At 71.7% G+C, this 12,939-nt stretch carries 11 protein-coding genes; 2 read left to right on the top strand and 9 right to left on the bottom strand.

The genetic code is table 11. The features are described from left to right. Window positions 1-78: 78 nt before the first annotated feature. From HFP48_RS13875 to HFP48_RS13840, 8 genes are all read right to left on the bottom strand, one after another. The gene (locus HFP48_RS13875) at window positions 79-1,143 is read right to left on the bottom strand and encodes a ferrochelatase (RefSeq protein WP_065922570.1); all 1,065 of its coding nucleotides are present in this window, start codon (window positions 1,141-1,143) and stop codon (window positions 79-81) included. Window positions 1,144-1,152: 9 nt separating this feature from the next. After that, complete coding sequence (gene inhA, locus HFP48_RS13870; RefSeq protein WP_006939295.1) at window positions 1,153-1,965, bottom strand: NADH-dependent enoyl-ACP reductase InhA; 813 nt, start codon at window positions 1,963-1,965, stop codon at window positions 1,153-1,155. Between the two features lie 52 nt (window positions 1,966-2,017). Then, window positions 2,018-2,767 carry a 3-oxoacyl-ACP reductase FabG1 gene (fabG1, locus tag HFP48_RS13865; protein WP_029543667.1) on the bottom strand — a complete coding sequence of 250 codons (750 nt, stop codon included), beginning with the start codon at window positions 2,765-2,767 and terminating at the stop codon, window positions 2,018-2,020. A gap of 79 nt (window positions 2,768-2,846) precedes the next feature. Further along, a complete protein-coding gene (locus tag HFP48_RS13860) occupies window positions 2,847-3,827 on the bottom strand; it encodes a VWA domain-containing protein (protein WP_006939291.1) in 981 nt (326 codons plus the stop codon). Next, window positions 3,824-4,777 carry a DUF58 domain-containing protein gene (locus HFP48_RS13855; protein ID WP_168579641.1) on the bottom strand — a complete coding sequence of 318 codons (954 nt, stop codon included), beginning with the start codon at window positions 4,775-4,777 and terminating at the stop codon, window positions 3,824-3,826. Before HFP48_RS13855 ends, HFP48_RS13860 begins: the two co-directional genes overlap by 4 nt. After that, on the bottom strand, window positions 4,774-5,934 hold the full coding sequence (locus tag HFP48_RS13850; RefSeq protein ID WP_006939288.1) for a MoxR family ATPase: 1,161 nt from the start codon (window positions 5,932-5,934) through the stop codon (window positions 4,774-4,776). Before HFP48_RS13850 ends, HFP48_RS13855 begins: the two co-directional genes overlap by 4 nt. A gap of 153 nt (window positions 5,935-6,087) precedes the next feature. Continuing rightward, entirely contained in the window at window positions 6,088-7,929 is a 1,842-nt protein-coding gene (locus HFP48_RS13845; RefSeq protein ID WP_168579640.1) for an NlpC/P60 family protein, read from the bottom strand. A gap of 344 nt (window positions 7,930-8,273) precedes the next feature. Continuing rightward, on the bottom strand, window positions 8,274-8,819 hold the full coding sequence (locus HFP48_RS13840) for a DUF6676 family protein (RefSeq protein WP_006939285.1): 546 nt from the start codon (window positions 8,817-8,819) through the stop codon (window positions 8,274-8,276). Between the two features lie 257 nt (window positions 8,820-9,076). On the opposite strand from HFP48_RS13840, the gene acnA reads away from it, so the two are divergent. Both acnA and HFP48_RS13830 read left to right on the top strand, forming a co-directional pair. After that, a complete protein-coding gene (gene acnA, locus HFP48_RS13835; RefSeq protein WP_065922572.1) occupies window positions 9,077-11,881 on the top strand; it encodes an aconitate hydratase AcnA in 2,805 nt (934 codons plus the stop codon). A gap of 97 nt (window positions 11,882-11,978) precedes the next feature. After that, entirely contained in the window at window positions 11,979-12,551 is a 573-nt protein-coding gene (locus tag HFP48_RS13830) for a TetR/AcrR family transcriptional regulator (protein ID WP_006939281.1), read from the top strand. A gap of 5 nt (window positions 12,552-12,556) precedes the next feature. Here the strand turns inward: HFP48_RS13830 and HFP48_RS13825 are convergent, their stop codons facing one another. Beyond that, a complete protein-coding gene (locus tag HFP48_RS13825) occupies window positions 12,557-12,802 on the bottom strand; it encodes a helix-turn-helix domain-containing protein (protein WP_006939279.1) in 246 nt (81 codons plus the stop codon). Window positions 12,803-12,939 lie beyond the last annotated feature (137 nt).

The following is a 12,939-nucleotide window of genomic DNA, read 5'->3' as shown; positions in this document are numbered from 1 at the left end:
CCGCGGACACGCCTCGGAGAGGCCCGGCGTCCTCGTTCTCTTACCCCGAGCCCGGGGTGGTGGGCTGAGCCCGCCCGGTCAGCGGCGGGGCCGGGCCGGTGGCCGGCAGCATTCCGGTGCGCACAGCACGCCGTTGCAGCCGACGCCCAGCAGCGGCTGGGCGCCGCGCCGCACGGGGGCGGCGCCGTCGAGGTGTTCGCGCACCAGCTCGCGCACCATCTGCACGAACCGCGGGTCGGGGCCGGCGGTGGCGGCGCGGGCGAACGCCATGCCGAGTTCCGCGGCCCGGTCGCGGGCTTCGGTGTCGAGGTCCCAGACGACTTCGAGGTGGTCGGAGACGAAGCCGACGGGCACGACGACGACCGCGTCGACGCCGCGCGCGTGCAGGGCCTCGAGGTGGTCGACGATGTCCGGCTCGAGCCACGGCACCTGCGGCGGCCCGGATCGGGACTGCCACACCAGGTCGTGGTCAGCGCTGCCGGCGGCGGTGGCGACCAGGCGGGCCGCCTCGGCGACCTGCCGGCTGTACAGGTGCCCGCCCAGCTCGGGTGGGCCGCCGGTGGCGTCGGCGGCGGTGGGCACCGAGTGGGCGGTGAACACCAGGCGCGCCGCGTCGCGGCGGTCGGCGGGCAGCTGTGCCCGCGCCGCGGCGACCGCGTCGGCGACGGCGTCGAGGAACAGCGGGTGATCGTAGAAGTGCCGCAGCTTGGTCAGCACGGGTGCGTCGTCGCCGACGGCGGCGCGGGCGCGGGCGATGTCCTCGTGGTACTGCCGGCACCCCGAATAGCCACCCCACGCCGAGGTGGGGAACACCAGCGCGTTGCGCACCCCGTCGTCGCGCATGGCCGCGACGGTGTCCTCGATCATCGGGTGCCAGTTGCGGTTGCCGAAGTAGATCGGCAGATCCAGCCCGGCGGCGGCGAAGTCCGCCTCGAGGCGCGCGATGAGGTCGCGGTTGAGGGCGTTGATCGGTGAGACACCCCCGAAGTGCAGGTAGTGCTCGGCGACCTCGTCGAGGCGTTCGGGCGGCACGCCGCGGCCCCGGGTGACATTCTCGAGGAACGGGCGCACGTCGTCCGGTCCTTCCGGACCGCCGAACGAGAGCACCAGCAGTGCGTCGTACGGCTCGGAGGTACGGGTCATGGCTCGACCCTAGGCGCCGGCACCGAAGCCGACCTGGGAATGGAATCCCCCGTCGACGTAGACGATCGACCCGGTGGTGCCGGGCAGCCAGTCGGACAGCACCGTGCACACGGTCTTCGCGACGGGCGTGGGGTCATCGACGTCCCAGCCGATCGGGGCCGCCGCGGACCAGCCCTCGTTGAGCCGGTTCATCTCGGCGCCGGGGCCGGTGGCGTCGCCGGCGATGGCCTTGGCGGCGAGGGTCTTGATCGGGCCGGCGGCGACGAGGTTGGAGCGGATACCGCGGCCGCCGACCTCCTTGGCGACGTACCGGTTGACGGACTCGAGGGTGGCCTTGGACACGCCCATCCAGTTGTAGAACGGGACGGCGCGGGCGGGGTCGAAGTCCATGCCGACCAGGGAGGCGCCGTCGTTGAGGACGGGCAGCAGGGCCTTGGCGAGCGCGGCGTAGGAGTAGGCGGAGACCTCGAGGGCGACGGCGACGTCGGTCCACGGCGCGTCGAGGAACGGGCTGCCCAGGCAGGAGCGGGGGGCGAAGCCGATGGAGTGCACGACGCCGTCGAGGCCCTCGGGGGCGAGCTCGCGCACCCGGCCGGCGAGGGTGTCGAGGTGGTCGGTGTTCTGCACGTCGAGTTCGAGGGCCGGGGGCACCGGCTGCGGCAGCCGCTGCGCGATGCGATCGATCAGGCGCAGCCGGTCGAAGCCGGTGACGACGACCTTCGCGCCCTGTTCCTGCGCGACCTTCGCGGTGTGGAAGGCGATGGAGGCGTCGGTGATGATGCCGGTGACGAGAATGGTCTTGCCCTCGAGCAGTCCGCCCATGAGTGTGTCGGTCCTCCAGTGAGTTTCGGATGTGGTGGCGTGCGTGCCGGCGTCAGTGCCCCATGCCGAGGCCGCCGTCGACGGGGATGACCGCGCCGGAGACGTAGGCGGAGTCGTCGGACGCGAGGAAGCTCACGACCGCCGCGACGTCCTCGGGCTTGCCGAGACGCTGCAGCGGGATGAACTTCTTCGCGGTGTCGCGGACGTCGTCGGAGAGCTCGGCGGTCATGTCCGTCTCGATGAATCCGGGCGCGACGACATTCGCCGTGATCGAACGCGAGCCGAGTTCGCGGGTCACCGAGCGGGCCAGGCCGATGACGCCGGCCTTCGAGGACGCGTAGTTGATCTGCCCCGCCTGACCGGCCATGCCGACGACCGAGCCGAGGAAGATCATCCGACCCCAGCGCCCCCGCAGCATCGCGCGGTTGGCGCGCTTCGCGCACCGGAACGCACCGGTGAGGTTGGCGTCGATGACCTTCGCGAACTGGTCCTCGGTCATCCGCATCAGCAGCGTGTCGTCGGTGATGCCGGCGTTCGCGACCAGGACCTCGACCGGGCCCTGGTGCTCTTCGACCTCCTTGAACGCGGCGTCGACGGACGCGCTGTCGGTGACATCGCACCGGACGCCGAACAGTCCGTCCGGGGCGCCGGAGCCGCGGTGGGTGACGGCGACCTTGTGGCCGTCCGCCTGCAGGCGGCGAGCGACGGCGAGGCCGATGCCGCGGTTGCCGCCGGTGACGAGAACCGAGCGGGGGGTGGCCGCGGGGCGCGGCGATCCGGCGGGGCTGCTTGCGTCAGTCATGGGGTCAAACCCTATCTGGTGGCGGTACGGGTCGGTAACAAGGCGCCCGCGGCGGCGGGCACGCGGTCCGCGGCGCAGGTCAGGGCAGGCGTTGGCGCAGCAGCAGGGCGGCGGCGACACCCCCGGCGACGGCGAGGACACCGAGGATCAGCCACGGGCGGCTGGCGTCGCCGCGGGTGGTCTCGTACCCGATCTGTTCCTCGAGGGTGTTGTAGGCGTCCTCGAGTTCCTGCAGGTTCGATGCGGTGAAGAAGGTGCCGCCGGAGAGGTTGGCGATCTCCTTCAGGGACGGGTCGTCCACCGGCACCGGGATGCGCTCGTCCTCGATCGTGACGGTGCCGTACTCGGTGCCGAAGGAGATGGTCGAGACGGGCACGTCCTTGTCCGCGGCCTGCCGGGCGGCGGTGAAGCCGCCGCGCGGGTCGTCGGGGCTCTCCGGGACGGTCTGCTTGCCGTCCGAGAGCAGCACGATCCGCGCCGGGGGTGCCTGGTCGCCGCCGCCGAGCACCGCGGCGAGGGTGTCGACGGACTGCAGGGCCGTGAAGATCGCCTCGCCGGTGGCGGTGCGCTCGCTCAGCTGCAGGTTGTCGATCGCGGTCTTGGTGGCCTCCCGGTTGGTGGTCGGCGAGACGAGCACCGACGCGGTGCCGGAGAACGCCACCAGGCCGAGGTTGATGCCGGGAGTCAGGTCGTCGGCGAACGACTTGGCGGCGGCCTGCGCGGCGGCGAGGCGAGTGGGCTCGACGTCGGTGGCCTGCATCGACAGCGACACGTCGATCACCAGGACAACGGTGGCGCGGTTGCGCGGAACCCGCTGCTCGGCGGTGGGCCCGGCAGCGGCGACGGTGAGCAGCGCCAGCCCGGCCAGCAGCAACGCGACCGGGACGTGCCGGCTGCGGCCGGGCCGCTGGGGGGCGACCTTCTCGAGCAGCTCGAGGTTGGTGAACCGCAGCGTGTGCCGCATCCGGCGGCGTTGCACCGCCACGTATCCGGCGGCGAGGGCCCCGACGACGAACAGGAACAGCAACCACCACGGCGCGGTGAAGTCGGAGATGCTCACCGGCCCCCCTTCACCGGGGCGCCGAAGCTGTGGCGGCGGGCGGCGACGAACCGGACCACGTCGTCGATCCAGTTGCGGTCGGTGCGCAGGCTCAGCAGCGGGGCGCCGCAGCCGCGGACGGCCTTGCGCACGGCGGCGCGGTGCTCGGCGGCGGCCCGGGCGTAGTCGGCGCGCAACTGCTCGCTGGTGGTGAACTCGCGGGTGTGCCCGGTCTCGGGGTCGTGCAGCACGACGTCGCCGAGGTCGGGCAGTTCGAGGTCGCGGCGGTCGAGGACTTCCACCGCGAGCAGGTCGTGCCGGCCGGACAGGGCGCGCAGCGAACGCTCCCAGTCGATGGGGCCGAGGAAGTCGCTGACGACGACGGCCAGGCCGCGGCGACGCTGCGGGCGGCGCAGCGACTCGATCAGCCCGCGCAGGTCCCCGCGGGTGCCGTCGGGGGCGTGCGGGGTCGTCGCGATCGAGCGGAGCATCGCCTGCGTGTGCAACTGGCCGCCGCGGGCGGGCACGCGGTGGGTGCGCGCCCCGGTGCTCACCACGGCACCGATCCGGTTGCCGCCGCCGCCGGCGAGGTAGCCGACCGCGGCGGCGGCGGCCACGGCGAGGTCCCGCTTCTCGCAGACCCCGGTGCCGAAGTCGAGGCTGGACGAGAGGTCGATCGCCAACCAGGTCTCGAGTTCGCGGTCGGCGACGGTCTGCCGCACGTGCGGGTGGGTGGTGCGGGCGGTGACGGACCAGTCCATCTGCCGCACGTCGTCGCCGGGCTGGTACTCGCGGGCGTCGCCGGGCTCCGAGCCGGGCCCCGGGATGAGCCCGAGGTGGTCGCCGTGCAGCACCCCGTCGAGGCGGCGCCGCACGGTCAGCTCGAGGGTCCGCAGCGCCGCCGTGAGGGCGGGGTCACGCAGCTCGCCGGAACGGAAGGTCGGCGGGGTCACCGGGGGGCGTCGGCTCACCGCTGCCCCGCACCCGCCTCCGGCCCGGTCACGCCTGCCGCCGGCGCGGCCGCGGCCCCGACCGGGACCGGGGCGGGCGGGTTGGCCTGCGGGGCGACCTGCGGCATGCCGACGGTCTGCAGGATGCGGGCGATGATCTGGTCGGGCGTGACGTCGTCGGCGAGGGCGTCGTAGGACAGCACCAGCCGGTGCCGCAGCACGTCCGGGATGATGTCGACGACGTCCTGCGGCACGACGTAGTCGCGACCGCGCAGCAGCGCCAGGGCGCGCGCGGCGGAGATGATGCCGAGGGTCGCCCGCGGGGAGGCCCCGTAGGCGATCCACCCGTCGACCTCGGTCAGGCCGATCTCGCCGGGGGCGCGGGTGGCGAAGATGACGCGCACCACGTAGTCGACGAGGGCGTGGTGGACGAACACGCGGTTGGCGACCTGCTGCAGGCGGATCAGCTCGTCGCTGTCGAGGACCTGCTTGGGTTCGGGTGCGGCCACCCCCATGCGGTAGACGATCTCGCGTTCCTCCTCGACCGTGGGGTAGTCGACGAGGACCTTGAACAGGAACCGGTCGCGCTGGGCCTCCGGCAGCGGATACACGCCCTCGTTCTCGATCGGGTTCTGGGTGGCCATCACCAGGAACGGGTCGGGCATGGGGAAGGTCCTGCCACCGATCGTGACGTGCCGTTCGGCCATCACCTCGAGCAGCGCGGACTGTACCTTCGCCGGGGCCCGGTTGATCTCGTCGGCGAGCACGAAGTTCGCCACGACGGGCCCGAGTTCGGTGTCGAACGCCTCGCGGCCCTGCCGGTAGATGCGGGTGCCGACGAGGTCGGTCGGCACCAGGTCCGGGGTGAACTGCACGCGGGAGAACGAGCCGCCGACGACCTTCGCGAACGTCTCGACCGCGAGGGTCTTGGCCACGCCGGGAACACCTTCGAGCAACACGTGGCCGCGGGCGAGGACGCCGACGAGCATCCGCTCGACGAGCCGGTCCTGACCGACGATCACCCGTTTGACCTCGTAGATCGCCTGCTCGAGCAGGCGCACATCGTGTGCCTGGTCCGACGTGCGTGCCGCGTCCCCGGCCGGGGCGGCCGCGGCCGCCGTGGCGGTCTTCGCGTCCGACGTTGCCGTGCCCGACGTGCCACCCTCGCGTGAGGTCACCAAGAATCCACCGCTTTCGCCTAGGTCGTTCCTGCTCGAAGTCACCTACCCACACCACTATTCCAGGTGCCGGACGCCCCCGCCGTCGCCGAGCCGACGCCCGCGGTCACCGGTGTCGAGCGAGCCCGCCTCCGGCCGGGCCGAAGCGGTGCCTCAGGACACCATCCGTACCACGTACGGGGTCATGCCGTCCCAGCGTACCGGTGAGATCTTCACGTGCGAACCCGACTGCGGCGCCTCGATCATCTGCCCGTCGCCCAGGTAGAGGCCCACGTGCTGGCTGGCGTTCGGGCCGTAGAAGATCATGTCGCCGCGGCGCATCTCGGCCGACGGCACCTGCTCGCCCGCGGTGTACTGGTAGCCGGTGTAGTGCGGCAGCGAGATCCCGATCCCGGCGAATGCGTAGATCATCAGCCCGGAGCAGTCGAAGCCGACCTTGTTGTAGTCCCCGTAGCTGTCGGCGACGCCGCCGTCGCGGATGCCGAGGGTCGGACCGTTCTCGTCGCCACCACCCCAGGCGTAGGGCACCCCGATCTGCGACATCGCCCGGTCGATCACCGTTTCGACGGCGGCGGTGCCGCCGAGGGTCGAGCCCGGCTTGGGAGTGGTCCTGGGCCGGCTGCGGGTCGGCGGAGACGTGGTGGTGCCCTCCTCCTCGACCGGGTCGGCGCGGTCGGGGATCGTCGAGTCCTCCGAGTCGGACTCGCCGCTGCCGTCGGTCGTCGGCTCGCCCGATCCGTCGGTGCCGTCCCCCGATCCGTCGGTGCCGTCCCCCGATCCGTCGGTGCCGTCCCCGGATCCGCCGGTGCCGTCCCCGGATCCGTCGGTGCCCGACCCGCCGGTGCCGTCCTCGGATCCGTCGGTGCCCGACCCGTCGGTACCCGACTCGTCCTGCTCGGGCGTGGTGCGGCCCGGCCGGGTGGTGGTCGCGTCGGAGGTGGGTGGCAGCGGCGACTCGAATCCGACCTCGGACTCGCCGGATTCGGCGGCCGCCGGCCGGGGCCGCACGTAGTCGTCGATCTGGGTGTGGGGCCGCTGCCCGTTGGCCAGTTCGGCCGCGCGGGCGCGGGCGTCGGCGTCGGCGGCGACGCGCCGGGCGGCGTCGGCCGCAGCCTGCCGGGCGGCGGTCTCGGCCGCGGCCGCCGCGGCCTCCTCGGCCTGCCGCTGCCGATCCCACTCCGCGTACTGCGCGCGCTGGCCCTCGAGCCCGGTGACGGTGCCGCGGGCCCGGTCGAGTTCGGCCTGCGCCTGCGCGCGGTCCTGTTCGATGCGTTGCTTCTCGGCCGTCTGCGCGGCCAGCGCGGTGCGCGCCTCGGCGATCGCCGCCTCGGCGGCGGCCCGGCGTTCCTCCGCCGCGGCGGCGGCGGCGTCCGCCTCCTGCTTGCTGGCCCGCGCCCGCGAGTCCCGGTTGGCCTGCTCGGTGCGGGCACGTTCGAGGGCGTCGAGGACGACGGTGCGGCCCGCGGAGAGCAGGCGCATGATCTGGGCGCGGTCGAGCAGGTCGTCGGGACCGGTGGAGCCGATGAACGAGGCGAGGGAGGCGACATTGGTGCCCTGGACGTAGCTGTCGCGGGCGAACGCGTCGAAGTCCTGCTGCGCCTGCCGGATCCGGGTGCCCGCGTCCTTCAGCGCCTGCTGCGACAGGGCGACCGCGTGGGCGGCGGCGTCGGCGGCGTCGCGGGCGGACTGCAGGTCCACGAGGGCACGGTTGACGTTCTCCCGCTTGACCGCGACCTGATTCTCGAGTTCGGCGAGTTGCTGGTCGGCGGTGGCGATCCGGAGGATGAGGCTGCCCACCTGGTCCACCCCGGCGGCGACGGCCACCCCGGCGGCCGCGAGATCGGCATCGCTGGGATTCGGCGGCGGGGACGGTACCGCGCCGGCGGACGCGGCGGTACCCGCGATCAGGGAGATGGCCAGGCCGAGACCGAGAACCAGCCGGGTCGTGCGGGACAGTCGGCGTCTTCGGGGCGTCCGCGACGGCTGTCGGGACATCGCCTGCCGTATACCGCTACGCCTCACATCGCCCTCCCTCGGTCGCGCCGGCGGGACGCACCCGAGCGCAACCTGGAAAGGGGTCGCCGCAGCAGCGATCCACCGCGGACGAGGCCGCGGTTGCATCGCTCGGCAGCCCGGCGTCGCCTCACGGTTCGCACCGCGACCCGACTCCGGGTATGTGTGACACCCCTTCCCCAAGAGCGCCAAGTGCACCGTACGACACTTTGCACCCCGAGGAAACTCCAGTCACAAATAACAGAAGGGTAATTCGACCTGTGTCAACGCCCTGAACTGTGACGACGGCCACAGTGGTGGCCGGGAAAATTCTCGGTGCGGTCCGGTCAGCGGGCGGGCCGGTCGGCAGCGACCGTCTCCGCCCCGCCGGTGTCGCCGCGGCGACGGACCGCCTTGGCGAGGTACGTGGCCCCCGCCGCGCCCGCGACCGCGAGCAGCAGCAGCACCGTCAGCAGCGTCCAGGGCGGCGCGGGCTCGGTGAGTGCGTCGACGAAGTTGGACGCCGAGACGACCGGATCGCCGGTGTAGGTGCGGTCCTGCGCGGACTCGAGGAGCACCCGGTCGATGCTGTCGCTGTGGGCGCCGGCCCAGCCGGGGCTCAGCACGAGCACGGTGCCGCCGTCCTCGCCGGCGACGTCGGTCGCGAGGTCGCGCAGTTGCGAGTCGAGCCGGGGATCGCGGTCGAGCACGACGATGCTCAGGTCGATGCCGTGCTGTTGCGCGCGTTCGACGACGGCGACCAGGTCGTCGACGCGGTCCGGGGGTGCCGAGACCTGGTCGTCGGCGAGATCGGCGAGGACCTGCTCGAGCGAGACACCCGGGGGGAGGTCGGTGGCCGACGGTGTCAGGACACGTGACAGGGGCGCAGACATCTCTCTCCGTGGGGCTCGACGGCCGCCGCTCGTGCGGCGCCGTTCGTACCCTACGCGACGGCGCCGCGGCGGCGGCCGGACGCCGGATCGGCGGTTGTGTCCCATCGGTTCACAGGACAAGCGTACTGTTAGACTTGCCGCGAGACGCCTCCGACGCCGTCCGGCCCTGTTCTGCGGCCCGGCTCGGCTCCGGGGCCTCGCTTCGGCCGTCGACACAGCCCCGTCGGCGGCGAGCCTCATCGACGAGTGGAGCTGACGTGAGCACCAGTATTGATTCGTTCGGCGCCAAGGGGACGCTGGAGGTCGGAGAGAACTCCTACGAGATCTTCCGCCTCTCGGCCGTTCCGGGCACCGAGAAACTCCCTTACGCACTGAAGGTTCTCGCCGAGAACCTGCTGCGCACCGAAGACGGTGCAAACATCACCGCCGATCACATCCGCGCCATCGCGAGCTGGGATCCGTCGGCCGAGCCGAGCGTCGAGATCCAGTTCACGCCCGCCCGCGTGATCATGCAGGACTTCACCGGCGTGCCCTGCATCGTCGACCTCGCCACGATGCGCGAGGCCGTCGAGACCCTCGGCGGCGACCCGAACAAGGTCAACCCGCTGGCCCCCGCCGAGATGGTCATCGACCACTCCGTGATCATCGACGTCGCCGGCCGCGCCGACGCCTTCGAGCGCAACGTCGACATCGAGTACCAGCGCAACGGGGAGCGCTACCAGTTCCTGCGCTGGGGCCAGGGCGCCTTCGACGACTTCAAGGTCGTCCCGCCCGGCACCGGCATCGTGCACCAGGTCAACATCGAGCACCTCGCGCGCACCGTCATGGTCCGGAACGGCCAGGCCTACCCCGACACCTGCGTCGGCACCGACTCGCACACCACCATGGTCAACGGCCTGGGCGTGCTCGGCTGGGGCGTCGGCGGCATCGAGGCCGAGGCCGCGATGCTCGGCCAGCCGGTCTCCATGCTCATCCCGCGCGTGGTCGGGTTCAAGCTCACCGGTGAGATCAAGCCGGGCGTGACCGCCACCGACGTGGTCCTCACCGTCACCGAGATGCTGCGCAAGCACGGTGTCGTCGGCAAGTTCGTCGAGTTCTACGGCAAGGGCGTCGCCGAGGTGCCGCTGGCCAACCGCGCCACCCTGGGCAACATGAGCCCCGAGTTCGGCTCCACCGCGGCGATCTTCCCGATCGACGAGGAGACCGTGAACTACCTGCGCCTGACCGGCCGCAGCGACGAGCAGCTCGCCCTCGTCGAGGCCTACGCCAAGGAGCAGGGCCTGTGGCACGACGCGGATGTCGAGCCGCAGTACTCCGAGTACCTCGAGCTCGACCTCGGTGACGTGGTTCCGTCCATCGCCGGCCCGAAGCGCCCGCAGGACCGGATCCTGCTGTCGGAGTCGAAGAGCGCCTTCCGCAAGGACATCCACAACTACGTGGAGGAGCACCACCCGGCCGACCACACCCAGCTCGACGAGGCCGTCGAGGAGTCCTTCCCGGCGTCCGACCCGGTCGCCCTGTCCTTCGCCGACGACGGTGCCGTGAATGTCCAGTCGGCCGCGAACGGCTCCGAGGGCCGGCCGACCAAGCCGGTCAAGGTCGTCTCCGAGGAGAAGGGCGAGTTCGTCCTCGACCACGGTGCCGTCGTGATCGCCTCCATCACCTCCTGCACCAACACCTCGAACCCGTCCGTGATGCTCGGCGCCGCGCTGCTCGCCCGCAACGCCGTCGAGAAGGGCCTGTCGGCCAAGCCGTGGGTCAAGACCTCCATGGCCCCCGGCTCGCAGGTCGTCACCGACTACTACGAGAAGGCCGGCCTGTGGCCGTACCTCGAGAAGCTCGGCTTCTACCTCGTCGGCTACGGCTGCGCCACCTGCATCGGCAACTCCGGCCCGCTGGACGAGGCGATCAGCAAGGCCATCAACGACAACGACCTGACGGCCACCGCGGTGCTCTCCGGCAACCGCAACTTCGAGGGTCGCATCTCCCCCGACGTGAAGATGAACTACCTGGCGTCCCCGCCGCTGGTCATCGCCTACGCCCTCGCCGGCACGATGGACTTCGACTTCGAGCACGACGCCCTCGGCCAGGATGCCGACGGCAACGACGTGTTCCTGAAGGACATCTGGCCCTCCGCCCAGGAGATCCAGGACACCATCGGCTCCGCGATCAGCCAGGAGATGTACGTCAAGGGCTACGCGGACGTGTTCAAGGGCGACGAGCGCTGGCGTGGCCTGCCCACCCCGGAGGGCAAGACCTTCGAGTGGGATCCCCAGTCCACCTACGTGCGTAAGCCCCCGTACTTCGAGGGCATGCCCAAGACCCCGGCTCCGGTCACGGACATCAAGGGGGCGCGGGTGCTCGCGCTGCTCGGCGATTCGGTCACCACCGACCACATCTCCCCCGCCGGCAACATCAAGGCGGGCACCCCGGCCGCGCAGTACCTCGAGGCCAACGGTGTCGAGCGCAAGGACTTCAACTCCTACGGCTCGCGGCGCGGCAACCACGAGGTGATGATCCGCGGCACGTTCGCGAACATCCGGCTGCGCAACCAGCTCCTCGACGACGTCTCGGGCGGCTACACCCGCGACTTCACGCAGGACGGCGGCCCGCAGGCGTTCATCTACGACGCGTCGCAGAACTACCAGAACGCCGGCATCCCGCTGGTCGTGCTGGGCGGCAAGGAGTACGGCTCCGGTTCCTCGCGGGACTGGGCCGCCAAGGGCACCAGCCTGCTCGGCGTCAAGGCCGTCATCACCGAGTCGTTCGAGCGGATCCACCGCTCCAACCTCATCGGCATGGGTGTCGTCCCGCTGCAGTTCCCCGCCGGCGAGTCGGCCGCCTCGCTGAAGCTGAACGGCACCGAGGTCTACGACATCGAGGGCATCGAGAAGCTGAACGAGGGCGTCACCCCGAAGACCGTCAAGGTCACCGCGACCCGGGAGAACGGCGAGAAGGTCGTCTTCGACGCGGTCGTGCGGATCGACACCCCCGGTGAGGCGGACTACTACCGCAACGGCGGCATCCTGCAGTACGTGCTGCGCAACATGATCAAGGGCTGACGTCCGAGATCGGTTCACCGCACACGCAGTGCACCGGCGGCGGGCTCGGGACGTCTCGTCTCGGGCCCGCCGTCTCTTCCCCGAAAGGACGTTCGCGGTGCCCAAGGTCAGTGAGGACCACCTCGCCGCACGCCGGAGTCAGATCCTCGCCGGCGCACGACGGTGCTTCGCCGAGTTCGGCTACGACGGCGCCACGGTGCGCCGCCTGGAGGACGCCACGGGACTGTCCCGCGGCGCGATCTTCCATCACTTCAAGGACAAGGACGGGCTGTTCCTGGCGCTGGCCCAGGAGGATGCGGCGCGGATGGCCGACGTCGCCGCCGAGCAGGGCCTCGTGCAGGTGATGCGGGACATGCTCGCCTCACCGGAGCAGTTCGACTGGCTCGGCACCCGGCTGGAGATCACCCGGCGCCTGCGCACCGACCCGGACTTCGCGAAGGCGTGGACACAGCACTCCGCCGAGCTGACCAAGGCGACCGTGGGCCGGCTCGAGCGGCAACGCGAAGCTGGCCGGCTGCGCGACGACGTGCCGACCGAGGTGGTGCTCAGCTACCTGGACCTGGTCCTCGACGGCCTCATCGCGCGGCTCGCCTCGGGCACCGCCGACAGCGAACTGTCGGCGGTACTGGACCTGGTCGAGGAGTCCGTGCGACGGACCGCCGCCGGCTGACCCGCTCAGGTCGAGGCGCGCGCCGCGCTCCGCCGGTTCGGTCCGCCCCGGCCACGCAGCGCTACATGGGACTCCACGAGCACGTTGTGCACGAACCCGTAGGAACGGCCCGTCTCCTGCGCCAGCGTCCGGATGCTCGCCCCGGCCTCGTAGCGGCGTTTCAGTTCTGCCTGGAGACGGTCACGCGATTCCCCCGTGACCCGTGTGCCCTTGGTCAGTACATTCCCGGCGTGCCCGGATTTGCGTGCCATCGGATCCTCCCGTCGGCTCGGCAAGGCCCCGCTTCCAGGCTAGTGGACGGGGCGAGGTGCCGGGAGGAATCGCGCAGGTCCGGGCCGCGGCCGCACCCCGCGCCGGCACGATCGGCTCCGGGTACTCCCGCGCACGG

The organism is Rhodococcus sp. DMU1 (genome assembly GCF_012272955.1).
Classification (GTDB): Bacteria; Actinomycetota; Actinomycetes; order Mycobacteriales; family Mycobacteriaceae; genus Rhodococcus; species Rhodococcus aetherivorans.
The sequence above is the reverse complement of the archived record's forward strand: the minus strand, read 5'-3'. Positions and strand labels throughout refer to the sequence as shown.

Bases quoted from the DNA above. Each gene is read 5' to 3' on its own strand.
- HFP48_RS13845 (WP_168579640.1), bottom strand. From the start codon at position 7,929: ATGTCCCGACAGCCGTCGCGGACGCCCCGAAGACGCCGACTGTCCCGC.
- inhA (WP_006939295.1), bottom strand. From the start codon at position 1,965: ATGGGCGGACTGCTCGAGGGCAAGACCATTCTCGTCACCGGCATCATC.
- HFP48_RS13840 (WP_006939285.1), bottom strand. From the start codon at position 8,819: ATGTCTGCGCCCCTGTCACGTGTCCTGACACCGTCGGCCACCGACCTC.
- HFP48_RS13875 (WP_065922570.1), bottom strand. From the start codon at position 1,143: ATGACCCGTACCTCCGAGCCGTACGACGCACTGCTGGTGCTCTCGTTC.
- HFP48_RS13825 (WP_006939279.1), bottom strand. From the start codon at position 12,802: ATGGCACGCAAATCCGGGCACGCCGGGAATGTACTGACCAAGGGCACA.
- fabG1 (WP_029543667.1), bottom strand. From the start codon at position 2,767: ATGACTGACGCAAGCAGCCCCGCCGGATCGCCGCGCCCCGCGGCCACC.